Annotated in this window: 26 protein-coding genes; 17 read left to right on the plus strand and 9 right to left on the minus strand. The window is 69.4% G+C overall.

Translation table 11 applies throughout. From position 1 onward, the window contains the following. Positions 1-9: 9 nt before the first annotated feature. From H6900_07685 to H6900_07695, 3 genes are all read left to right on the plus strand, one after another. Positions 10-960, plus strand: coding sequence for an MBL fold metallo-hydrolase (locus H6900_07685; protein MCC0073157.1), 951 nt, complete (start codon positions 10-12; stop codon positions 958-960). 100 nt (positions 961-1060) lie between these two features. Beyond that, positions 1061-2692: an FAD-dependent oxidoreductase gene (locus tag H6900_07690; protein ID MCC0073158.1), complete on the plus strand. Its 1632-nt coding sequence runs from the start codon at positions 1061-1063 to the stop codon at positions 2690-2692. 3 nt (positions 2693-2695) lie between these two features. Further along, positions 2696-2884 (plus strand): DUF2783 domain-containing protein, encoded by a 189-nt coding sequence (locus H6900_07695; GenBank protein MCC0073159.1) that lies wholly within the window; start codon positions 2696-2698, stop codon positions 2882-2884. Positions 2885-2904: 20 nt separating this feature from the next. Here H6900_07695 and H6900_07700 read toward each other — a convergent pair whose 3' ends face one another. The 5 genes from H6900_07700 to H6900_07720 form a co-directional block, all read right to left on the minus strand. Then, the gene (locus H6900_07700) at positions 2905-3630 is read right to left on the minus strand and encodes an alanyl-tRNA editing protein (GenBank protein MCC0073160.1); all 726 of its coding nucleotides are present in this window, start codon (positions 3628-3630) and stop codon (positions 2905-2907) included. Further along, positions 3627-6152, minus strand: a complete 2526-nt coding sequence (locus H6900_07705) for a mechanosensitive ion channel family protein (GenBank protein ID MCC0073161.1) — start codon at positions 6150-6152, stop codon at positions 3627-3629. Before H6900_07705 ends, H6900_07700 begins: the two co-directional genes overlap by 4 nt. Before the next feature lie 8 nt (positions 6153-6160). Beyond that, on the minus strand, positions 6161-7183 hold the full coding sequence (locus tag H6900_07710; GenBank protein ID MCC0073162.1) for a cysteine synthase A: 1023 nt from the start codon (positions 7181-7183) through the stop codon (positions 6161-6163). 75 nt (positions 7184-7258) lie between these two features. Then, positions 7259-7654 carry a hypothetical protein gene (locus tag H6900_07715; protein ID MCC0073163.1) on the minus strand — a complete coding sequence of 132 codons (396 nt, stop codon included), beginning with the start codon at positions 7652-7654 and terminating at the stop codon, positions 7259-7261. Positions 7655-7762: 108 nt separating this feature from the next. Continuing rightward, a complete protein-coding gene (locus H6900_07720) occupies positions 7763-8134 on the minus strand; it encodes a hypothetical protein (protein ID MCC0073164.1) in 372 nt (123 codons plus the stop codon). A gap of 111 nt (positions 8135-8245) precedes the next feature. Here H6900_07720 and H6900_07725 point away from each other — a divergent pair, with 111 nt between their 5' ends. From H6900_07725 to H6900_07735, 3 genes are all read left to right on the plus strand, one after another. Continuing rightward, positions 8246-8461, plus strand: a complete 216-nt coding sequence (locus H6900_07725) for a hypothetical protein (GenBank protein ID MCC0073165.1) — start codon at positions 8246-8248, stop codon at positions 8459-8461. Between the two features lie 73 nt (positions 8462-8534). Then, complete coding sequence (gene hisF / locus H6900_07730) at positions 8535-9293, plus strand: imidazole glycerol phosphate synthase subunit HisF (protein MCC0073166.1); 759 nt, start codon at positions 8535-8537, stop codon at positions 9291-9293. A gap of 15 nt (positions 9294-9308) precedes the next feature. Next, positions 9309-9632 (plus strand): phosphoribosyl-ATP diphosphatase, encoded by a 324-nt coding sequence (locus H6900_07735; GenBank protein MCC0073167.1) that lies wholly within the window; start codon positions 9309-9311, stop codon positions 9630-9632. Here H6900_07735 and mnmH read toward each other — a convergent pair. From mnmH to H6900_07750, 3 genes are all read right to left on the minus strand, one after another. After that, positions 9621-10673, minus strand: coding sequence for a tRNA 2-selenouridine(34) synthase MnmH (gene mnmH / locus H6900_07740; protein ID MCC0073168.1), 1053 nt, complete (start codon positions 10671-10673; stop codon positions 9621-9623). The genes H6900_07735 and mnmH overlap by 12 nt on opposite strands. A 133-nt stretch (positions 10674-10806) precedes the next feature. Continuing rightward, entirely contained in the window at positions 10807-13320 is a 2514-nt protein-coding gene (locus tag H6900_07745; GenBank protein MCC0073169.1) for a drug:proton antiporter, read from the minus strand. Between the two features lie 26 nt (positions 13321-13346). Continuing rightward, entirely contained in the window at positions 13347-14033 is a 687-nt protein-coding gene (locus H6900_07750; GenBank protein MCC0073170.1) for an ATP-binding cassette domain-containing protein, read from the minus strand. Here H6900_07750 and H6900_07755 point away from each other — a divergent pair. Beyond that, on the plus strand, positions 14032-14745 hold the full coding sequence (locus tag H6900_07755; protein ID MCC0073171.1) for an arylesterase: 714 nt from the start codon (positions 14032-14034) through the stop codon (positions 14743-14745). The genes H6900_07750 and H6900_07755 overlap by 2 nt on opposite strands. A gap of 169 nt (positions 14746-14914) precedes the next feature. Here H6900_07755 and H6900_07760 read toward each other — a convergent pair whose 3' ends face one another. Beyond that, positions 14915-16126: a M24 family metallopeptidase gene (locus tag H6900_07760; protein ID MCC0073172.1), complete on the minus strand. Its 1212-nt coding sequence runs from the start codon at positions 16124-16126 to the stop codon at positions 14915-14917. A gap of 264 nt (positions 16127-16390) precedes the next feature. On the opposite strand from H6900_07760, the gene H6900_07765 reads away from it, so the two are divergent. From H6900_07765 to H6900_07810, 10 genes are all read left to right on the plus strand, one after another. After that, positions 16391-16870, plus strand: a complete 480-nt coding sequence (locus H6900_07765; protein ID MCC0073173.1) for a UPF0262 family protein — start codon at positions 16391-16393, stop codon at positions 16868-16870. Positions 16871-16872: 2 nt separating this feature from the next. Further along, positions 16873-17328 (plus strand): low molecular weight phosphatase family protein, encoded by a 456-nt coding sequence (locus tag H6900_07770; GenBank protein MCC0073174.1) that lies wholly within the window; start codon positions 16873-16875, stop codon positions 17326-17328. A gap of 70 nt (positions 17329-17398) precedes the next feature. Next, the gene (locus H6900_07775) at positions 17399-17812 is read left to right on the plus strand and encodes a nuclear transport factor 2 family protein (protein ID MCC0073175.1); all 414 of its coding nucleotides are present in this window, start codon (positions 17399-17401) and stop codon (positions 17810-17812) included. Further along, on the plus strand, positions 17809-18393 hold the full coding sequence (locus H6900_07780; GenBank protein MCC0073176.1) for a GNAT family N-acetyltransferase: 585 nt from the start codon (positions 17809-17811) through the stop codon (positions 18391-18393). The genes H6900_07775 and H6900_07780 overlap by 4 nt, the downstream gene beginning before the upstream one ends. An 8-nt stretch (positions 18394-18401) precedes the next feature. After that, positions 18402-19289 (plus strand): carbon-nitrogen hydrolase family protein, encoded by an 888-nt coding sequence (locus H6900_07785; GenBank protein ID MCC0073177.1) that lies wholly within the window; start codon positions 18402-18404, stop codon positions 19287-19289. A gap of 108 nt (positions 19290-19397) precedes the next feature. Beyond that, the gene (gene infA / locus H6900_07790; protein ID MCC0073178.1) at positions 19398-19616 is read left to right on the plus strand and encodes a translation initiation factor IF-1; all 219 of its coding nucleotides are present in this window, start codon (positions 19398-19400) and stop codon (positions 19614-19616) included. Next, entirely contained in the window at positions 19616-20179 is a 564-nt protein-coding gene (gene maf / locus H6900_07795) for a septum formation protein Maf (protein ID MCC0073179.1), read from the plus strand. The genes infA and maf overlap by 1 nt, the downstream gene beginning before the upstream one ends. After that, positions 20176-21207, plus strand: coding sequence for a ribonuclease E/G (locus tag H6900_07800; protein MCC0073180.1), 1032 nt, complete (start codon positions 20176-20178; stop codon positions 21205-21207). The genes maf and H6900_07800 overlap by 4 nt, the downstream gene beginning before the upstream one ends. Beyond that, positions 21204-21374 (plus strand): DNA gyrase inhibitor YacG, encoded by a 171-nt coding sequence (gene yacG / locus H6900_07805; GenBank protein ID MCC0073181.1) that lies wholly within the window; start codon positions 21204-21206, stop codon positions 21372-21374. Before H6900_07800 ends, yacG begins: the two co-directional genes overlap by 4 nt. A 101-nt stretch (positions 21375-21475) precedes the next feature. Beyond that, a complete protein-coding gene (locus tag H6900_07810) occupies positions 21476-23269 on the plus strand; it encodes an acetate/propionate family kinase (GenBank protein ID MCC0073182.1) in 1794 nt (597 codons plus the stop codon). Positions 23270-23294 lie beyond the last annotated feature (25 nt).

Raw genomic sequence — 23294 nt, forward strand, 5'->3', positions numbered from 1 at the left:
GACACGCGCATGAGCAAGGCTTTCGCGTCGCAAGGCGACATGACGGAGAAGAGGATCAGTTTCACCGAGGTCGGTGAGGGTCTTTACGCCTTCACGGCCGAGGGGGACCCGAACACGGGCGTGATCATCGGCGACGAGTCGGTGATGATCGTCGAGGCTCAGGCGACGCCTCGGCTTGCGCGCAAGGTGATCGACTGCGTGCGTTCGGTGACCGACAAGCCGATCTCGCACGTTGTGTTGACGCATTACCACGCGGTGCGGGTGCTGGGGGCCTCGGCGTATGGCGCGCGCGAGATCATCATGTCGAACGTCGCCGCGGCGCAGGTCGAGGAGCGCGGGCAAGAGGATTGGGACAGCGAGTTCGGCCGGTTTCCGCGGCTGTTCCAGGGCCACGAGGAGATCCCCGGCCTGACCCGCCCGACGACCACGTTCAGCGAGCAGATGACGGTCTATCTGGGCAAGCGCCGGGTCGAGATCCTGACGCTGGGCCGGGCGCATACCGCCGGCGACGCGGTGATCTGGGTGCCCGATCAGGAGGTGATGTTCACCGGCGACATCGTCGAATACCACTCGGCCTGCTACTGCGGCGACGGGCATTTCCACGACTGGCAAGAGACGCTGGGCAACATCGCGGCGTTCGAACCGCGGGCGATCGCGCCGGGCCGGGGCGACGCGCTGGTGGGCGAGGCGATGGTCGCCAAGGCGATCGCCAACACGGCGGATTTCGTGCGCTCGACCTACAAGCCGGTCGAACGGGTGGTGGCGCGCGGCGGCTCGCTGAAGGACGCGTGGGACGCGGTGCGCGCGGCCTGCGACCCCAAGTTCGCGGATTACGCGATCTACGAGCACTGCCTGCCGTTCAACGTCGCGCGGGCCTATGACGAGGCCCGCGGCATCGACACCCCCCGCATCTGGACCGCCGAACGCGACCGCCAGATGTGGGCCGACCTGCAAGGCTGAACCCGGCCCCCACCGGCCGACCCGCAACCCTCCCCCAGACGCGAAACACGCCAAAGGGGGCCACCCGGAGCCCTGGGCTCCGGTTCCCGGAGGACAAGCCATGAACACGCAGAACAAGATTTTCGAGGTGCCGCTCTACCCCTATGCCAGGGCGGCGGATCAGGACGCGGCCCGGCCCGCGCGCCATCAGGTGGTCGTTGTCGGCGCGGGCCCCGTCGGCCTGGGCGCGGCCATCGACCTGGCGCAGCAGGGCGTCGAGGTTGTGGTGCTCGACGACAACGACAAGGTCAGCTTCGGCTCACGCGCGGTCTGCTACGCCAAGCGCCCGCTCGAGATCCTGGATCGTCTGGGCTGCGGCGTCGAGATGGTGGAAAAGGGCGTCGAATGGAACCTGGGCAAGGTCTTTTTCGACCAGCGGCAGGTGTACGAATTCAACCTTCTGCCGGAAGACGGGCACAAATTCCCGGCCTTCATCAACCTGCAACAGTATTATTTCGAGGAATACATGGTGCAGCGCGTCGAGGCGCTGCGCGCGGCCGGCGCCCCGATCGCGCTGCGCGGCAAGAACAAGGTCCAGCGCGTCACCGACAAGGGCGACCATGTCGAGATCGAGATCGGCACCCCCGAGGGGGCCTATGTGATCGAAGCCGACTGGCTGATCGCCTGTGACGGCGCGGGCTCGCCGATCCGGCAGGCGATGGGGCTGGATTTCGTGGGCGAGGTGTTCCAGGACAACTTCCTGATCGCCGACGTGGTGATGGATGCCGAATTCCCCACGGAACGCTGGTTCTGGTTCGACCCGCCGTTCAACCGCGGCCAGTCGGCGCTGTTGCACAAGCAGCCCGACAACGTCTGGCGCATCGATTTCCAGATCGGCTGGGACATCGACCGCGAGGCCGAGTTGAAGCCCGAGAACATCGACAAGCGCCTGCGCGCGATGCTGGGCGAGGACATCAAATACGAGCTGGAGTGGACCTCGATCTACACCTTCCAGTGCCGGCGGATGGAGCAGTTCCACAAGGGCCGCGTGATCTTTGCCGGCGACGCCGCGCACCAGGTCTCGCCTTTTGGCGCGCGCGGGGCGAATTCGGGTTTGCAGGACACCGACAACCTGGGCTGGAAACTGAAGCTGATCCTCGACGGCACGGCGCCCGAAAGCCTGCTGGACAGCTACGATGTCGAGCGCATCCACGGCGCCAAGGAAAACATCCTGAACTCTACCCGTTCGACCGATTTCATCACGCCGAAATCCGAGACCAGCCGCACCTTCCGCGATGCGGTGCTGGACCTGGCCGAAACCCACGATTTCGCGCGGCCTTTCGTCAACTCGGGGCGGCTGTCGGTGCCCTGCACCTATGACGGCTCGCCGCTGAACACGGCGGATGCGTTGCCGGGCGGGCCGGCGCGCTCGCGGCCCGGGTCGCCCTGTGCCGACCTGCCGCTGGGCGACGGCTTCCTGCTGGACCGGTTGGGCGCGCGCGCCGCGCCGCGGTTCCAGATCCTGGCGATCGACACCGACGCGCCCGCCGCCTTTGCTGCCCACGGGCTGGATTGCGAGGTGATCGCGCTCTCGACCCGGGGGAACCCGCTGCTCAAGGACCGCTATCTGGGCGACGCGGCCTCGGCCGTGTATCTGCTGCGCCCCGACCAGCATGTCGCCGCGCGTTGGAGCGCCTGGGATGAAACCGCCGTCGCCGCCGCCCTGGCGCGCGCCATCGGCAAGGAGAACTGAGACATGGCCAGCCTCAACACCACCCGCAACGCCGACCGGCCCGACGACATGTATCAGATGCTCATCGACGCGCACGAGGGCAAGACCAAGGCCGAAAGCGACGCCTTCAACGCGCGCCTGATCCTGACTCTGATGAACCATATCGGCGACAGCGAGGTCATCGCCCAGGCGCTGGCCGTGGCCGAGGGCTGAGCGACCGGGTCGCCGGGGCGTCAGGCCAGCGTCAGCGTCACCCGGCGGTTCTGCTTGCCCTTCTTTTCGATCTTGCCCAGCGTCACACGGCCGATTTCGGCGGTGTGACGCACATGCGTGCCGCCGCAGGGTTGCAGGTCCACCTGCGCGTCCTCGGTGCCGATGCGGACCAGCCGCACGCGGCCTTGCCCCATCGGCGGGCGCACCGACATGGTTTTCACCAGCCCCGGGTTCGACTCGAGCTCGGCATCGGTGATCCAGCTGTCGGTCACCGCCAGGTCGCGCGCAATCAGCGCGTTGAGCGTGTCCTCCAGCGCCTGCTTGTCCTCGGGCGCCTCGGGCATGTCAAAGTCGAGCCGCCCCTTGCCCGGCCCGATGGCGCCGCCGGTCACCGGCAGCGGGATCACCACCGACAGCAGATGCAGCGCGGTATGGGTGCGCATGTGCAGGTGGCGCTGGTCCCAGTCCAGAACCATCGTCACCCGGGTGCCGGGGGCGGGGGGCTGGGCGCCCTCATCGGGGATCAGGGCGACGCCGGTCGCGCCTTCCTTGCGGGTGGTGACGATGGCGATGCGGCCGCCATCCCAGGACAGGGTGCCGGCGTCGCCTGGCTGGCCGCCGCCGGTCGGATAGAACACCGAATCGGCGACGACGATGCCGCCGTCCTCGGCCAGGCGCGTGACCGTCGTCGTGCAGCTTCGCGCATAGGCATCCTCGCGAAACAGGGGGCGGGTGTCGTCGGTCATCGGGTCTCCTCGCGGAAATCGTCGTCGCGCTGGTCGGGGCTGACGGCGGCACTGTCGGCGGTGTCGCGGTCTGCGGCGGGTTCTGGGTGGCGGGGGGCGGGTGGCGCCTCGCGCGGGGGCGGGGGGGCCAGGGCTTCGGGATTCCTGAGCCAGATGTCGCGCTGGGCAAAGGGGATCTCGATCCCTTCCTCGGCAAAGCGGGCGGCGATCTTGTGGTTCATCTCGGTCGCGACGGCGACCTTGTAGTTCACGTCCCGCAGCACCGCACGGATGCGGAAATCCAGCGCATCGGCGCCAAAGCCCAGGAAATCGACGCCCGGCTTTGGGTCCATCACCACCAGGGGTTCGGATTCGGCGATCTCTTGCAGGATGCGCGCCACCTTGCGGGTGTCGGTGCCATAGGCCACGCCCACCGTCAGCACCACGCGCCCGGTCTTGGACGACTTGGTGTAGTTGGTCACCGCACCCGAAATGAGATCGGCGTTCGGCACGATCACCTTCGATCGGTCGAAGGTCTCGATCACCGTCGAACGGACCGAGATCCGCTCGATCGTGCCCGAGGTCGTGCCGACCTCGACCCAGTCCCCTTCCGAGACCGGACGCTCGATCAGCAAGATGATGCCGGACACGAAATTCGACACGATGTTCTGAAGACCGAAACCGATGCCGACGGACAGGGCCCCGGCGACGATCGCCAGGCCCGAAAGGTCGATGCCGGCCATGGAAAAGGCGATCAGCGCCGCGGCGGTGATGCCCAGATAGCCCACGCCCGAAACGACGGCCTTTTGCGCGCCCTTTTCCATCGACGTTTTCGGCAGGACCGAGGTTCCCAGCGCGCCCTGCAAGCCCCGGGTAATCAGGTAACCCACGGCAAAGACGATGAAGAACAGCAGCACGTTCGCGGGTGCGATGCGCGTGCCGCCCAGCGAGACCCCCTCGCTGAACCGGTTCCAGACCTCGATCAGGTCGGTTTCGCGCGCCCCCCAGATCAGCGCCATGGGGGGCATCGCCAGCAAGGCCAGCACCAGCCCCGCCAGCGAGGGCACCAGACCCTGCGCGGCGCGTTCCTCGTCGCCCAGAATCGCCGCGTAGACCGCGCCGACCAGTCCGTGCAGCACGATCACGACGCCGATCAGCGCCAACGAGGACAGGGCCGGAAAGGCAATCTGCTGCGCCGCCGCCATGTAGCCGGCCGCACCCAACAGCGGCGCCAGCACCGCCAGCAGCGTCAGGATGCGGCTGGTGAAGCGCACCATCCGATCGAAGAAGGGCGAGGTATCGACCTCGACCCTGTCAACCTCGGCACGGCGGGGTTGATGGCGCAGCAGCAGCCGCGACAGCCGCCACAGCGACAACGAGACCAGCACGATCAGCGGATACATCAGCACCGCCTGCGCCGTCGCCGGCTGCACCTGCGGCGCGATAAAGGGCACATACAGTTCCTGAAGGCCGGCCAACAGGCCCAGCGCCAGCGACACACCGCGCGCGCGGCGCCGGTCGTCGTCGCTGAGGTTCAGCGCGGCGCGCGAGTCGTTGACGACCGGGAACAGGTGCAGCGACAGCCAGCGAGCGCCGAACAGCGCCATGCCCGCCGGCACCAGCGCGTCGTTGATCCCCAGGATCGTCGGCCCGGTCATCCGGGTCAGCTGGATCGCCACGGCCAACAAGAGCAGACCCAGGAAGGGCACGATCAGTTGCGACAGCGACACGAAAAAGGCCGCGACCGCGCGACCGCGCAGGATCGCCGTGCTTTTCAACAGCCGCACCGTCAGGTGTTCCATCCAGCGCCGCCCGCGTAGCAGCAGCAGGGCCGCCAGCAGCAACGAACCGATGGTGATCGGCAGGTCGGTCAGCATTTCCTCGACCCGGGCGGGGTCAAGCCAGGCGTTGTAGATCTCGCCGTTGATGGTCAGCGCCGAGCCGATCAGCGCATCCAGCGCATCGAGCCAGTTCGCCGGATTGATCGGCGAGGGGCCCAGCGTCATCAGGGCATTGGCCTGACGCGCGCGCAGCTCGCGGTCGATGGCGCGGACGATGGCGTCGGCGCGGGCATAGGCCTCGTCGGCGGCGCGCAAGGGGGCCTCGCGTTCCGCAAGCTGTGCGTTCAGTTCGTCGCGCCGCTGGGTGACGTCGGCGGCTTCGGTCTGGCCGTCGGTCGGCACCGGGCCCAGCGCAGTGATCTGCGCCCGCAACGCGTCGATTCGCCCCTGCAACGAGGTTTCAGCGGTCATGAACTGCGTCCGCATCGCCGAAATCTCGGTGCGCAGGTCATTCAGCGCCTGGTCGGTGGTGTTCGGATCGTCGATCGCGGCCTCGGCCAGCGAGGCGAGTGCGTTCCAGACGTTGTAATCGATCGGCGCCGGGGTCTGCGCATCCGGCGGGGGGGATGCAGCGGCCGGCGCGGTCTGCGGATCCGCCGCCGCAGTCTGCGCGAACACCGGTGCGGCGGTTGGCAGGATCGCCAGCGCCATCACCGCAAGACACAGGGCGCGCAGGATGGGCAGGGGGCGAAGGCGTGGCATAGGGGCGATCACGCCTCGCGCATGTCGGGCAGCGCGCGGGCGGCGCGGTCCATCCAGCCGGGCACCGGCAGCCCCTTGTCGCGCAGGAAGGCGGGGTTGAACAGCTTGGACTGGTAGCGCGTGCCATAATCGCACAGCACCGTCACGATGGTGTGGCCCGGGCCCATCTCGCGCGCCATGCGCATCGCGCCGGCGACGTTCACGCCCGAGGACCCGCCCAGGCACAGCCCCTCGTGTTCCAGCATGTCAAAGACCACCGGCAGGGCCTCGGCGTCGGCGACGCGGAAGGCCATGTCCGGGGTAAACCCCTCCAGGTTCGCGGTGATGCGACCCTGACCGATGCCTTCGGTGATCGAATTGCCGGGGTTCTCCTGGCCGGTATACAGCTTCAGCAGCCCGGCGCCCTCGGGATCGGCCAGCGCGATCTTGACGCCCTTGGGTTGCAGCGCCATCCCGGTGCCCGCCAACGTCCCGCCCGAGCCGACGGCGCAGACGAACCCGTCCACCTTGCCCTGGGTCTGCGACCAGATCTCGGGGCCGGTGGTGTCGATATGCGCCTGACGATTCGCGACGTTGTCGAATTGGTTGGCCCAGATCGCGCCGTTGGGTTCGGTCCTGGCCAGGGCGGCGGCCAGCCGGCCCGAATATTTCACGTAATTGTTGGGGTCCTTGTAGGGGACCGCCGGAACCTCGACCAGCTCGGCGCCCGCCAGCCGCAGCATGTCCTTCTTTTCCTGGCTCTGGGTTTCGGGGATCACGATCACGGTGCGGAACCCCATCGAGGCCCCGACCAGCGCCAGCCCGATGCCGGTATTGCCGGCGGTCCCCTCGACGATGGTGCCGCCAGGCTTCAGCGCGCCGCGTGCCACCGCGTCACGGATGATGAACAGCGCGGCGCGGTCCTTGACCGACTGGCCGGGGTTCAGGAACTCGGCCTTGCCGAGGATCTCGCAGCCGGTTTCCTCGCTGGCCTTGCGAAGACGGATCAGGGGGGTGTTGCCGATGGCCTCGGACAGGGTGCGGCGGATCATGCGAGGGGTCCTTTCAGCGGGCAATATCGGTCGGTGGAGCGGCGCCGCGCGTCAGGACGCGACGCGACAGGGGCGTCAGTGCAGGACGTCGCCGCGGTTCAGCGCCCGCGCATAGAGCCAGGCCAGAAACGGCACGACGACCAGCGCGGCCAGCAGCAGGCTCAGCGGTTCGTGCAGCGGCAGCGCCGGCGCCGAGGCCCCCGCCAGGATCAGCCCGCCCGCCAGCGCCAACCCGGCGGCCCCCGACGCGAAGAACAGCAAAACCGAGGCATTGTCGCGAATCAACAGGAAGAAGGCCGCGGCAAAGCCCAGCCAAACCGCCAGCGACCAGGCCACCTTGAGCCACAGCGCATCGAGCGGCAGGTTGGCCATGATCTGCGGCCAGTCCACCTGGCCCAGCGCAAAGCGGGTGACCACGTAATCCGCCGCCAGCAGCGCCTGCCATAGCAGAAGCAGCGCGGCGACAGGCATCAGATGCGCGGGAGCGGGAGCGTGAGTGCGGGCCATGGTCTCTGCCTTCTGGTCTTTGCCACAAAGTGGCGCTGTCGAACGGTGGTGTCCAGCCCCGGGGACCCGCGGTTACCGGATGGCGGCGGCAAATTCCGGTGAACCGGCCAATTGCGCCGCCAACCCGGGCGCGACGCCCCGGGTAATCATGCGCCGGAACACGGTCTCGGCACGGGTGCCGGGCAGGACCCCCTCGGGCAAGGGGGCGGCGCCGGCCATGCGCAGCGAATTGGTCTGCACTTCGAGCGGGCGAATGTCCTGCGCGCCGGCGTGGTCGGGGCAGCCCTCGAACAGGCCGGGCGGCGGGGCCACCATGCGCGTGGCGGCGGTGGCCAGCAGGGCGCATTCGGCCGCGATCCGCTCGGCCCCGGTCGGTGGGGTTTGCGGCGTGGTCATGGTGCAGGCCGCGGCCAGCAGCAGGGGCAGAAAGCGTGTCAGGGTCATGGCGGGGTTCTACCTCGGCGGGAGGCCGCCTGCAAATGCCCGTTCACGGGCTCGTGGGTTTGCAGCGCCCGGGTGGGGCGCGCAGACTGCCGCCAAGGGAAAGGCAGGCCGATGCGCGGGCTCTGGATGCTGGCGGCGATGATGATTCTGGTGGGGCTGACGCCTCTGGCCCTCGACCTGGCGGCGCCGGTGCTGGACAACGCCGCGCTGCACCGCGTCGCGCTGGCCGGCTGGCTGGGGTTGCTGGGCGCGCCCCTGGCGCTGGCCGGAATGGCGCTGGGAATCGTCCTGGCGCTGATCGCACTGGCGCGCCGCACCCGGGACTGAGGCGCCGCCGCCCGTGCGATCGGGCTTTTCCCCCGCCCCGACTGGCGCTAGGGAAGGGGCAAGGAGCCCGCACATGCTGAAGACCCGCATCATTCCCTGCCTGGACGTGGCCGACGGCCGCGTCGTCAAGGGCGTCAATTTTGTCAATCTGATCGATGCCGGCGACCCGGTCGAGGCGGCCAAGGCCTACGATGCCGCCGGCGCGGACGAATTGTGCTTTCTGGACATCCACGCCACGCACGAGAATCGCGGCACCATGTTCGACCTGGTCACCCGCACGGCCGAGCAATGCTTCATGCCGCTGACCGTGGGCGGCGGCGTGCGCAGCCACCACGACGTGCGCGCGCTGCTTCTGGCGGGGGCCGACAAGGTCAGCTTCAACTCGGCCGCCGTGGCCAACCCCGATGTCGTGGCCGAGGCCGCCGACCGCTTCGGCAGCCAGTGCATCGTCGTCGCCATCGACGCCAAGACGGTCGCACCGGGCCGGTGGGAAATCTTCACCCACGGCGGGCGCCGGTCCACCGGCATCGACGCGGTCGAATTCGCCCGCACCGTGGCGGCCAGGGGGGCGGGCGAAATCCTGCTCACCTCGATGGACCGCGACGGCACGAAATCGGGTTTCAACCTGCCGCTGACCCGCGCCATCGCCGACGCGGTCGAGATCCCGGTCATCGCCTCGGGCGGCGTCGGCACGCTGGACCACCTGGTCGAGGGGGTGACGCAGGGGCACGCTTCGGCGGTGCTGGCGGCCTCGATCTTCCACTTCGGAACCTATACCATCGGCCAGGCCAAGGCCCATATGGCCGCCGCCGGCATCCCCGTCCGGCTCTGATCGCAAGAGGTTGACATGAGCGCCATCGCCCGGCTTGCCGCCACGGTCGAGTCCCGCAAGGGTGCCGACCCCGAAACCTCATGGACCGCCAAGCTGTTCGCGAAGGGCCCCGAGAAATGCGCCGAGAAATTCGGCGAAGAGGCCATCGAGGCGGTGATCGAGGCCGTCCGCGGCGACCGCGCCCGCCTGACGGCCGAGGCCGCCGACGTGGTCTTTCACCTGTTGGTGATGTGCGCGGCACGCGGCGTGACCCTGGCCGATATCGAGGCCGAACTGACCCGCCGCGAGGGGACCTCGGGCCTGGCCGAAAAGGCCGCGCGCGGGGCGTCAGCCCAATAGCGCAGCGATCCGCCGGGCCAGCGCGTCCTGCGCGGCGTCGCTCAGGCTGTCTGTCGTCAGCACCTGCTGCACCGTTCCCGCCTGCCTGAGGCGCGTGCGGGCATAGCGCGGGTCGTAATGCGCCTGCATCAGTTGCGCGGCGAGCGGCGCGAAATCACCCGCTTGCGCCAGCGTCTGCCAATGGGCGATGGTCTCGCGCGACTGATAGGGCGACAGCGCGTCGATCCGCGCGGCCAACTCGCCCGCATTGCCCGTCACATCGGCATAGGCCCGCGTCAGCCATTCGGCCCGCGCGGCCAGTGGCGCGGCAATCTCGACCCGCGGCGCGGCGCGCATCGCCGCCCACAGGCCGGGCGGCAGCCGGATCGCGCCGATCCGGTTGGACTCGGCCTCGACCAGAACCGGGCGCGTGGGGTCGAGCCGGGCCATTTGCAGCGCCAGCGCGCTTTCGAACCCCTTCTGCGCGGGCTGCTCGATCCCGGGTTCCAGCCCGAACAGACTGCCCCGATGGCGCGCCAGACCTTCCAGGTCCAGCACCTGCCCGCCCAACGCCGCCACCTTGTTCAGGATCGCGGTCTTGGCGGTGCCGGTGTTGCCGTCCAGAACCAGCACCGGCGCCGGAAAGGGGGCCTCGTAAAGCGCCTGCTGCACCAGCTTGCGCCAGGCGCGCCAGCCACCCTCCAGCACGCCCACCCGCCAGCCGATCTGCCCCAGGATCAGCGCGATCGAGCCCGACCGCTGCCCGCCGCGCCAGCAATAGACCAGGGGTCTGTAATCGGCCGGCTTGTCGGCCAGATACCCCTCCAGATGCCGCGCGGCGTTGCGCGCGACCAGCGCCGCGCCCATGCGCCGCGCCAGGAACCGGCTGTCCTGCACATAGACCGTGCCGACGCGCGCGCGCTCATTGTCGTCCAGCGCCGGCAGGTTCACCGCCCCCGGCACATGATCCTCGGCATATTCCGAAGGCGAGCGCACGTCGATCACCTCGTCATAGGGCAGGGTGAAAAGATCCGGAATGGCGGTGAGGGTCAGGCGCTGCATCCCCTCCGCATAGCGCCCCGCACGGCAAACGAAAACCCCGCGCGCATCATCTTGTCGGAAATACGCACGGGGTTTCCAAAGGGGGGCGTGCCCCCCTTTGGCGGGGGGTGCGGGGGGCGCGCAGCCCCCCGCCTCACCCGTTCGCCCGCAACACTCCGGCCGGGCGTGCCGCCAGCGGCCTCAACGCGAACAGCGCACCCGTCGCCAGCACCGCCGCGACGCCCCCCGACACGATCAGCACCGCCGGACCCCAGGCCAGGTGGAACTCCAGCTCCATCACCGGCACCAGGACCGCCCAGGCCGCCAACGCCCCCGCGCCGATGGCGACCAACCCCGCCGCCGCGCCCATCAACGCCGAGCGCAGCGCGAAACTGGCCAGAACCGTGGCGCGGGTGGCGCCCAGCGTCTTCAGAACCGCCGCCTCGAACAATCGCGCGCGCTCGCCCGCCGCGGCCGCCCCGACCAGCACGACAAAGCCGGTGGCCAGCGTCGCCAGAGCCGCCAGCGAGGTCGCCGCCGCCAGCCCTGCCAGCGCCTCGCCCACCCGCGCGGCCGCCTCGCGGATCGGGATCGCCGTGACGTTGGGAAACGCCTCGCCCAGGGCGCGCAGGATCGCCCCGTCGCTGCCGGCGGGTGCGCGCGCCGTCGCGATCAGCGTATAGGGCGCGCCCTGAAAGGCGCCGGGGCTGAACACCATGACAAAACCGATGCCGCCGGTGCGGAAATCCAGGTCGCGAAAATTGGCGATGGTGCCGGTGATGTCGCGGCCCAGCACGTTCACGGTGATCGTGTCGCCCAGTTTCAACCCCAGTTCCGCGCCTTCCTCGGCGCCGAAACTGATGAGCGGCGGGCCATCGTATCCGGCGGGCCACCAGGTGCCCTCGGTCAGCCGATAGGAGCCCTGATCCTCGGCAAAGGTCACGCCCCGGTCGCCCCGCAGCACCCAGTGGCTGCCGTATTCGCGTGCCGGGCGGCCGTTGATGGCGCTAATGACACCGCGCAATTGCGGCGCGGTTTCGATATCCGCGACCCCGTCGAACGCCCCGAGACGTTCGGTGAAGGTCGCCAGTTGACCGGGCTGGATGTCCAGAAAGAAGAACGAGGGCGCCCGGGCCGGCATCTGCGTGGTGATCGCACCGCGCAGATTGGCGTCGATCTGCCCCACCGCGGCCAGCACGCTCAGGCCCAGTCCCAGCGACAGCACCACGGCCACCGCCCCCTCGCGCGGGTTGCCCACGGCCGCGATCGCCAGCCGCAGCGCGGGCCGTCCGCGCAGCATCCGGCTGCGTGCCAGACGTCGCGCCACCCCGCGCAACCCCTGCGCCACCAGCCACAGCAGGACCAGCGCCCCGGCGATTCCGGCCGCAGCCCCCAGCGCCAGTTGCCAGGCATCCGAGAACCACACCGCCGCCGCCACCAGCGCCGCCGTGGCCAGCGCCAACGCCAGAAGCGGGCCGGGCCTGGGCCAGGCCCGGGCCTCGACGCCAATGCCGCGAAACAGGGCGGCGGCGCGCACCCGCTCGACCCGGGCCAGGGGCCACAGGGTGAACACCAAGGCCGTCAGAACACCGTAGAGCGCGGCCTCGGCCAACGGTCCGGGATAGAGGCCCACCGCCAACGGCACCGGCAGCCGGTCCTGCACCAGCGGCGCCGCGACCAGCACCGCGCCTGCCCCCAGCGCGACGCCCAGCGTCACGCCCAGCGCCGTCAGCACCCCGATCTGCATCAGATAGGTCGCGAAGATGACGCGCCCCTCGGCGCCCAGCGTCTTCAACGTGGCGATGACGCCCGTCTTGGCATCCAGATAGGCCCGCACAGCGGCCGAGATGCCGATCCCGCCGACCGCCAGCCCGGCCAGCCCGACCAGCACCAGAAAGGCACCGATCCGGTCCACGAACCGCGCCACACCGGGTTCCGCCCGGCTCGAATCGCGCCAGCGGATACCGGCGTCGTGGAAGGTGTCGATCAGGCTCTGGCGCACCCGCGCGGGCGTGTCGCCGGCGCGCAGGACCAGGCGATACGACGTGTCGAACAACGAGCCCGCGCCCAGCAGCCCCGCCTCGCGCAGCGCGTCCGTCGCCACCAGCGTGCGCGGCCCCAGGCCAAAGCCCCCGCCGACCGAATCCGGTTCGCGCAGGACCGCCGCCATCAGCACGAAATCCTGCGTGCCCAGCCGGAAATGATCGCCCGGACGCAGGCCCAGCCTGTCGATCAGGATCGGGTCCATCGCGCCGCCCGGCAGCCCGTCGCGCCCGGCGAGGACCTCGGCCATCGGCATCGCGGGCTCCAGTTGCGGGGCGCCGACCAGCGGCCAGCTTGCATCGACCGCCTTGACCTGCGTCAGCGCGCGCTCGCCCCCGGGCGTGACCGCCATCGACCGGAAATCGACCACCTCGCCCCAGATGGCGCTTTCGCGGGTCAGCCAGGCGCGCTCGGCCTCGCTGGCAAAGCGATAGGTCAGCCGCAGTTCGGCGTCGCCTCCCAGCAGCGCGCGACCTTCGCGCTGCAACCCGGTCTCGATCGCGGCGCGCACCGATCCCACGGCGGCAATCGCCCCCACGCCCAGGATCAGGCACAGCAGAAAGATGCGGAACCCGGCGATGCCCCCGCGCAATTCGCGCCGGGCCAGACGGGCGGCCGACCGCAGGGTCCCGCCGTGATGCGCGCGCTGGCTCATGCGCCGGCCTCCAGCCGCTCGATTCGGCCGTCGCGCAGATGCGCCACCCGGTCGCAACGCGCCGCCAGCTCGGGGGCGTGCGTGACCAGAACCAGCGTCGCCCCGTGGCGGTCCCTCAGCCCGAACAACAGGTCCATGATCGCCTGACCGTTCGTCCCGTCCAGATTGCCGGTCGGCTCGTCCGCCAGCAGCAACGCCGGGCGCGGCGCCGCGGCGCGCGCCAGGGCCACGCGCTGCTGCTCGCCGCCCGACAGTTGCGCCGGATAATGGTGCCGCCGCGCGGCCAGGCCCACGGCCTCCAGTTCGGCCTCGGCGGCGTCAAACGCGTCGCGCCGGCCGGCCAGTTCCAGCGGCACGGCGACATTCTCCAGCGCGGTCATCGTCGGGATCAGGTGAAAGCTCTGGAACACCACCCCCATCGTGCCCCGCCGGAACCGGGCCAGCGCGTCCTCGTCCATCACGCCCAGGTCCTGGCCCAGCGCCAGAACCCGCCCCCCGGTGGCCCGCTCAAGCCCCCCCATCAGCATCAGAAGCGAGGACTTTCCGGACCCCGAAGGCCCCACCAGACCCAGCGACTGCCCGGCCTCAACTTGCAGCGAGATGCCCTTCAGGATCTCGACAGGGCCGGCATTGCCCTGCAAGGTCAGCCTTGCATCCTCGAGGGACAGAACGGGTTCGGTCATGAAATCAATCCTTTGCAACGCATCCAGCGGATATGGGGTCGCGCGGCGGGCAGGCAAGCGCCTGCCGGCGCTGATTTTCATGCTTTTCGCCGCCGCCGTCGCCGTTTCCGCCGCCTCGGGCGCCCGTGCCCGGGACCTCACCGTCACCGCGCTGGGCGATTCGCTGACAGCGGGCTATGGGCTCGAACAAGGGCAGGGGCTGGTGCCGCAGTTGCAGGCCTGGCTCGATGCGCAGGGCCGCGCGGTCCGCGTCGTCAATGCCGGGGTGTCGGGCGATACCACCTCGGGCGGGCTGCAACGGCTGGACTGGGTGCTCGCCGACCGCCCCGACGCGATGATCGTGGCGCTCGGTGGCAACGACCTGCTGCGAGGCATCGACCCGGCGCTGAGCCGCGCGAATCTCGACGCGATCCTCACCCGCCTCGAGGCCGAGGGCATCCCCGCGCTGCTGGTCGGGCTCCCGGCGCCCGGCAACTACGGCCCCGCGTTCCAAAGCGCCTTCGCCGCGCTCTTTCCGGACCTCGCGGCCGCCCATGACACCCTGCTGCTGCCCGATCTGCTCGCCCCGATCGCCGCGGCACGCGACGCGGGGACGCCGGTCACCGACCTCATGCAGGGCGACATGATCCACCCCAATGCCCGCGGCGTCGCGCTCGTGGTGCAGGCGCTGGGCCCACAGGTCGAAACTCTCCTCGATCGCGTGGCTCCCTGATCCCGGCGGCCGCCGCGCATCCGCCCGGGAACCCCGTCTTTGTGCCCGAAATATCCCGGGGGGTGTGGGGGGCAGCGCCCCCCACCGGATCGCCCGAGGGCTGGAGGCTGGAAGCCTCCCGGCCGAGGGCGAAACCGCCGCCCGATCCGTCCCGCCCCCGCGCCCCCCGTCACCCGACCACGTTGAACCCCGGCCCATAGGGATAATGCGTGATGTTCTCGGCGCCGGTTTCGGTCATCACCAGAATGTCGTGCTCGCGGTATCCACCCGCGCCCGGCTGCCCCTCGGGGATCGTCAGCATCGGCTCCATCGAGATCACCATCCCGGGCTCCAGCACGGTGTCGATGTCCTCGCGCAGCTCCAGCCCCGCCTCGCGCCCGTAATAATGCGACAGCACGCCGAAGGAATGGCCATAGCCAAAGGTGCGATATTGCAGCAGGTCGCGCCCGGCGAAAAAGTCGTTGATCTTCGCCGTGACCTCGGCGCACGAGACCCCGGGCCGCAGCAGGCTCATGCCGTATTCATGCGCCGCCACATTCGCCTCCCAGATCGCCAGCGAGGCGGCGTCCACGTCGCGCGCGAACAACGTCCGCTCCAGCGCCGTGTAATAGCCCGAGATCATCGGAAAGCTGTTCAGCGACAGGATGTCGCCCGCCTCGATCCGCCGCGCGGTGACCGGGTTGTGCGCGCCGTCGGTGTTGAGACCCGACTGGAACCAGACCCAGGTGTCGCGATACTCGGCTTCGGGGAACCGCCGGGCGATCTCGCGCTCCATCGCGTCGCGCCCGGCCATCGCCACGTCGATCTCGCGCACACCCGGCGCGATCGCTTCGCGAATCGCGTAGCCGCCCACGTCGGCGGTGTTCGCCCCGGCCCGGATCAGGGCGATCTCGGCGGGCGATTTCAGCATCCTCTGGCGCATCGACGCGGGGGCCATGTCCACCCGCGCGCGTGGCCCCAGGAACGCGTCCAGCTTTTGCGACTGCACCAGGGTCAGGTGGTCGCCCTCATGGCCGATCACCCGCCCGGTCCCCGTCACCGACCGCACCGCGCGCCAGTAGTTGTCGCGCGCCCAGTCGGTATAGGTGATGTTGTCGCCATGGCACCGTCGCCAGGGCTGCCCGGCGTCGATGCCGGCGCTGATCGTGACGCTGTCGGTGGCGGTGACCACCAGCCCGTAGGGCCGACCAAAGCTGCAATAGAGAAACCCGGAATAATAGGCGATCGCCTGCATCGAGGTGAACACGCAGGCTTCGACCCCCTGGTCGGCCATGGCGGCGCGCAGGCCGGCAAGGCGCGTGTCGTATTCCTCGGCGGCGAAGGGCAGCACGCGCGACCCCTGATGGAAGCGGTAAAAGGCGGGACGTTCCGCCGCCGTCATCGTCGTCATCGTCATCGTCATTGTCAGACCTCTGGCCAGGGGTCTCGGCATCGCGGGACCCCGAAAGATCCCGGCGTGCAGGACGATGCGGCCCCGTCCGAAGGGCCGCGAGCATCGGGTCCCGTCCGGGGCCCTGCGGCGACGCCATCGCCGCTTGCTCATGGGCACGCTAGCGCCGCGACCCGCGCCTTGCAACGGCAAAGCGCCTTGATCCGGGGCGGGGGCTGGGGCATCACCATGGCGACAGTGATGAAAGACCGACGCATGAACCGCATCTGCCATATCGACATCGACGAATCCGATCTGCCCGCCCCCACGCCCGAGATGGAACAGGAGCGTCGCGTCGCGGTGTTCGACCTGCTCGAGGACAACAGCTTTGCCCTGCCGGCCCGCGACGACCGCACCGTGCCCCAGGGGCCCTACAGGCTGGCACTGGCAATCCGCGATCGGCGGCTGGTGGTCGATATCGCGCAAGAGGCCGGCGACAAGGTGGCGGAATTCCACCTGTCCCTGGGTCCGTTCCGGCAGGTCATCAAGGATTACGACCAGATCTGCGCCAGCTATTTCGACGCCGTCAAACGCCTGCCCCCCAGCCAGATCGAAGCGATCGACATGGCCCGGCGCGGGATCCACAACGAGGGCGCGCGCGTCTTGCAAGAGCGGCTCGAAGGCAAGGCCGAAATCGACCTCGATACCGCGCGGCGCCTTTTCACCCTGATTTCCGTCCTTAACCACGGGTCGTGATCTTGGACCAGGGTTTCCCCCAGTCTGTCCTGTTCTGCTGCGACCACAACTCGGTCCGCTCGCCCATGGCCGAAGGCTTCATGAAAAAGCTCTACGGTCAGCGCGCCTATGTGCAGTCCGCAGGCGTGCATGGTGAAACGGACATCGACGGTTTCGCTGTCGCCGTCAGCGCCGAGAAAGGCGTGTCGCTGGACCGCCACCGCACCCGCAGTTTCGACGAGATGCAGGAATGGGGCGACGATCTTTCCGGCTTCGATCTGATCGTCGCGCTCAGCCCTGCCAGCCAGCGCGCGGCGCTGGAACTGACGCGCTACGCGCATGTGAACGTCGAATACTGGCCGATCATGGACCCCACCGGCCTGGGCGAAACCCGCGAGACAAAGCTACAGGCCTATCGTCAGACCCGCGACCAGATCGTGCACCGGATGCAGGAACGCTTCGGGCCGCCCACGGCCTGACAGGTGTCGCTTTCCGCGCCGCTTGCGCCTGCCGGGCGGCTATCCTGCCTCTGCATTGTTGGAGACCCCGATGACCCCAGCCGATACCGCCCGAGCGACCCTTCAGGCCTATTACGACGCGTTCAACCGCGGCGACACCGCGGCCATGATCGACTGTCTGCACGACGATTTCACCCATCATGTCAACGAGGGCGCGGCGCGGCCGGGCAAGCAGGCCTTTGCCGATTTCTGCGCGCACATGTCCGAAACCTACCGCGAAACGCTGACGGACCTGGTGGTCTTTGCCAGCGCCGATGGCGGGCGTGGCGCGGCGGAATTCACAGTCAACGGCACCTATCTTCAGACCGACCCCGGCCTGCCCGAGGCCCACGGCCAGACCTATGTGCTGCCGGCGGGCGGGTTCTTCACGCTCAAGGACGGGCGCATCACCCGGGTGACGACCTATTACAACCTGCAAGACTGGATCCGGCAGGTCAGCGCATGAGGGTGCAGGCGCTGTCCGGCGCCGCGCTCGAGGCCGCGCTGGACGATGTCGCACGGCTCAGGATCGCGGTGTTTCGCGACTGGCCCTATCTCTATGACGGCGACCTGGATTACGAGCGCGCCTATCTGGCGCCCTACCGCGACAACCCCCGCGCGGTGCTGGCGGGGGCGTTCGACGGCCCGCGCCTGGTCGGCGCGGCGACCGGCACCCCGATGGAGGATCACGCCGAAGACTTCGCCGCGCCCTTTGCGCAGACCGGGATTCCATTGTCTGACATATTCTATTGTGCTGAATCCGTTTTGCTGCCCGAGTTTCGCGGCCAGGGTGTCGGACATCGGTTTTTTGATATCCGCGAGGGGCAGGCGCGGTCTCTGGGCCGGCCCCATGTCGCATTCTGTGCCGTGCAGCGCCCCGCTGACCATCCCGCGCGTCCGGCCGGCTATCGCCCGCTCGATGCCTTCTGGCGCGCCCGCGGCTACGCGCCCCTGCCCGGCGTGATTGCAACCTTTCGCTGGAGGGATCTGGGCGATAGCATGGACAGCGCGAAACCGCTGCAATTCTGGATGCGAGATCTGACATGACCCGGGACGTGACCATTGCCGCCGCCGCCTATCCGCTGGACTGGTTCGACGATTTCGCCGGGTTCGAGGCCAAGGCCGCGCATTGGGTGGCCGAAGCCGCGGGGCAGGGCGCGCAGCTTCTGGTCTTTCCCGAATACGGCGCGATGGAGCTGGCCAGCCTGGGCGGGCCGGCCATCGCCGCCGATCTCGAAGGGGCGCTGTCCGAGGTCGCGCGTCACCGGCCCCGGGTGGATGCGTTGTTTGCCCGCCTCGCTGCCGAGCACGGGGTGCATATCCTCGGCCCGTCGGGACCCGTGTTCACGGGCAACCGTCCGGTCAACCGCGCCACCCTGTTCGGCCCCGGCGGCGTGATCGGCCACCAGGACAAGCAGATCATGACCCGCTTCGAACGCGAGGCGTGGGACGTGGTCCCAGGGGCCGACGGTTTGGCCGTGTTCGACACCGAGCTGGGGCGCCTGGGTGTCGTCATCTGCTATGACAGCGAATTCCCGCTGCTGGGCCGCGCCCTGGCCGAGGCCGGGGTCGAGATCCTGCTGGCGCCCTCGTGCACCGAGTCGCTGGCGGGTTTCACGCGGGTGCGGGTCGGATCGATGGCGCGCGCGCTGGAAAACCAGTGCGCCGTGGTCCACGCGCCCCTGGTCGGGAACGCCGCGTGGTGCGTCGGAGTCGAGGACAGCACCGGCCGCGCGTCGATCTATGGGCCCCCGGACCGCGACTGGCCGGCCGAGGGGATCCTGGCCGAGGGTCGGATGGACGCACCCGGCTGGGTTCTGGCCACCGTCTCGCGCGATCTGGTGGCCCGGACGCGCGCTGATGGCGGCGTCCTGAACCTGGCGCACTGGCCCGAGCAGGCCGACCGGCTGGCCACGCCCCTCAGGGTGATCGGGGCGGTCTGACCGACCGCTCGGCGGGGAGCAAGTTAAACCTTGAATTTCCCGAAACGAAGGCGCATGTAGGCCGCGCCTGCCTTGTGCGGGCCAATATCCATTGCTTTCGGAGTGACTATGGCCAAGGAAGACACGCTCGAATTTCCCGGTGTCGTCAAGGAACTCCTGCCGAACGCGACATTCAGGGTCGAGCTGGAAAACGGCCATATGATTATTGCGACGATGGCAGGCAAGATGCGCAAGAACCGCATCCGCGTCCTGGCGGGCGACCGCGTTCAGGTCGAGATGACCCCCTACGATCTGTCCAAGGGCCGGATCAACTATCGCTTCAAGTGATGCGTCTGGTCCTGGGTTCGGCCAGCCCCCGGCGGCTGGACCTGCTGGCGCAACTGGGGATCGCGCCTGACGCCGTGCGCCCCGCCGATATCGATGAAACGCCCGGTTTGCGCGAATTGCCGCGTCCCTACTGCGCCCGCATGGCGCGGGAAAAGGCGCTGGCGCTGGACTGCGCGCCCGACGAGGTCGTGCTGTGCGCCGATACCACGGTGGCGCTGGGCCGCCGCATCCTGGGAAAACCGCGCGACGCTGTCGAAGCCGCGCAATTCCTGACCCTGCTGGGCGGGCGCCGCCATCAGGTGATCACCGCCGTCGCCGTCCGGCACGGGGACCGGCTCTGGACCCGCGAGGTCGAAACGGCGGTGAAGATGAAGCGCCTGTCGGATGACGAACTGAACGGCTATCTGGCCTGCGGCGAATGGCGGGGCAAGGCCGGCGGCTATGGCATCCAGGGCCGCGCGGGGGCTTTCATCCCGTGGATTCAGGGCAGTTTCAGCGCCGTTGTCGGCCTGCCGCTGGCGGAAACCGCGGCCCTGCTCAACGCGGCGGGGTGGCGCGCATGAAGGGCAGTCTGATCGCATTGGGCCAGATCGGCGGGCGCGCGGTGGCGGCGCTGATGGTGGACGGCCGGATCGAGGATCTGGCCCTGGACCCCGACGGCATCGCCCCAGGCGCGATCCTGCGCGGCGTGGTCGGACGGCCGGTCAAGGGGCTGGGCGGCGTGTTCATCGAACTGCCCGACGGCGAGTCCGGGTTTCTGCGCGCGCCAAAGGGGTTGGCGCCCGGGCAGCGCATCCTGGTGCAGGTCACCGGCGTCACCGAACCGGGCAAGGCCCTGCCGCTGACGCAACGCCTGCTGTTCAAGAGCCGCTATGCCATCGTCACGCCCGAGGCACCGGGGCTCAACGTGTCGCGCGCGATTCGCGATGACGGGGCGCGCGCGGATCTGAGCGCGCTGGCGGATGCGGCGATGCAGGGCGCGGACCCGTCGCTGGGCCTCATTCTGCGGTCGGTCTGCGTCGCGGCCGACGACGCCGAGATCGCCGAGGACATCGCCCAGATGCGCGCCTTGGCCGAGGCCGTTCTGGCCGATCTCGACGGGCCGCCCGAATTGCTGGTCGATGCGCCCGGTGCGCATGAATTGGCCTGGCGCGACTGGGGCGACGTGGATGCCGTCGAGGATAGCGCCGACGCGCTGGAAGTGTGCGGTGCCCTCGATCAGATCGAGGCCCTGCGTCAGCCCTGCGTTGCGCTCGACGGTGGCGCGACGATGATGATCGAACCAACGCGTGCCCTGATCGCGGTCGATGTGAACACCGGCGCGGACACATCGCCCGCGGCCGGGCTCAAGGCCTCGATCGCGGCGGCGCGCGACCTGCCCCGGCAACTCAGGCTGCGCGGCCTCGGTGGCATGGTGCTGGTCGATTTCGCGCCCTGCCCGAAACGCGACCGCCATGTGCTTGAGCAGGTCCTGAACAAGGCCTTTCGCGCCGACGCGGGCGAGGCGTCGCTGGCTGGCTGGACGCCCTTGGGCAATTTCGAACTGACCCGGCGGCGCGACCGCCCGATCCTGCGCGAGTGGCTGGCATGAGCGGCCGCTGCCCGCAATGCGGCAAGCCCACGGTCCAGGCCTACAGGCCTTTCTGCTCGCGGCGCTGCGCGGATGTGGACCTGGCGCGCTGGTTCCGGGGGGACTATGCCATTCCCGTGCCAGACGAATCCCCTGAGGACGAGGCCGAACCCGGCGCGGAAAACTGACCTCTGCGCGGCGGGTGCGATTGCCCGGTCCGTGACCGTGGGTCATGCTGTCGTCATCGGCCGGGGGGCACTATCCTGCGGCCAGATCGGAGGGACTCGTGATGCGCATCGTGGTTTTCAACGCGGGCAGTTCCAGCCTGAAATTCGGCGTGTTCGACCACCAGGGCGCGGCGACCGTCCAGGTGTTCAAGGGCGCCTTCGAGCGGTTTCGCGACGGCGGCTGCCAGGCCCGGTTCGAGGCCGGGACCCGGCGCGAATCGGGGGCGGCGCCCTATCCCGATCTGGCGGCCGCGACGGCGGCGGTTCCGGGGGTTCTGGCGGACTGGGGTTTGGACGGGCTGGACGCCGTCGGCCACCGGATCGCTCATGGCGGCGCGGATTTCGCGCAGCCCGCCCTGCTGGACGACGCGACGCTGGCGCGGATCGAAGCCTTGACCCCGCTTGCCCCCCTGCACAACCCCGCCAACCTCGAGGCCGTTCGCGTTGCCCGCAAGGTCTGGCCTGATCTGCCGCAAGTGGGCGTGTTCGACACCGCCTTTCACCTGACCAATCCGCCCCGCGTCACGACCTATGCGGTGCCCGGCGCCTGGCGCGACGCCGGGCTCAGGCGCTACGGGTTTCACGGCACCTCGCACAAATATGTCGCCCGACGCGCGGCCGAGGCATTGGACCGCCCGCTGGGCGACCTCAGGCTGATTTCGGTGCATCTGGGCAACGGCGCCAGCGCCTGCGCGGTCAACCTGGGGCGCAGCCTCGAATCCTCGATGGGTCTGACGCCGCTTGAGGGGTTGGTCATGGGCACGCGCTCGGGCGATATCGACCCGGGGGCGTTCGGCTATCTGCACCGGCAACTGGGTCTGTCGATCGAGGCCATCGAAGAGGGGCTCAATCGCGACAGCGGCCTCAAGGGGCTGACCGGCAGCGCCGACATGCGCGACGTCGAGGACCGCGCGGCGGCGGGCGACCCGGCGGCGCAACTGGCGATCAACCTATACGCCTATCGGGTGCGCAAATACATCGGCGCCTATGCGGCGGCGATGGGGGGTGTGGACGCGGTGATCTTTACCGGCGGCATCGGTGAAAACTCGGCCTCGATGCGGCGGCGGATCTGCGACGGGCTGGATTTCATGGGCCTCAGGCTGGACCATGACCGCAACATGGCCGTGGACCTGCACGACCACGCGGCGCCGCAGATCCAGGCCTACGGCGCGCGCGTGGCGGTGATCGTCACCGAAACCGCCGAACAGTTGCAGATCGCGCGCGAGGTCGCCGGGCACCTGCAACGCCCCGCGGCGGCGCCACGGCCCTTGCCGGTGGCGGTCTCGGGGCGGCATGTGCATCTGTGTGCGGCCTCGCTGAAGGCGCTGTTCGGCGACGGCTATGCGCTGACGGTGGACAAGCCCCTGCGCCAACCCGGCAACTGGGCGGCCAGAGAGCGCGTCACGCTGATCGGGCCCAAGGGTCGGATCGAGCATGTCGCGATCCTGGGCCCGCTGCGCAAGGCCACGCAGATCGAGGTGTCGCGCACCGACAGTTTCGCGTTGGGGATCGATGCGCCGGTTCGCGATTCGGGGCATCTGGACGGAACGCCGACGATCCGCATCGCGGGGCCGGCCGGTCAGATCGACACCGACGGGCTGATCGTCGCCGCGCGGCACATCCATATCAACCCGGACGACGCCTCTGCGATGGGGCTGCACGACGGGCAAGAGGTGCAGGTGCGCATCGGCGAGGGCGAGCGCGCGCTGACCTTTGGCCGGACCCTGGTGCGGGTGCAGCCGACGGCCTTCACCGAAATGCACATCGATACGGACGAGGCGAACGCGGCCGGGATCGGGCCCGATTGCGAGGGGCAGGTCGTGGCCCTGACCGCACATCCGGTGGTGACCGACTGACGCGGCGCCGGGATGGGCATTGGCG

The sequence above is a fragment of the Rhodobacter sp. genome (genome assembly GCA_020637515.1).
Classification (GTDB): domain Bacteria; phylum Pseudomonadota; class Alphaproteobacteria; order Rhodobacterales; family Rhodobacteraceae; genus Pararhodobacter.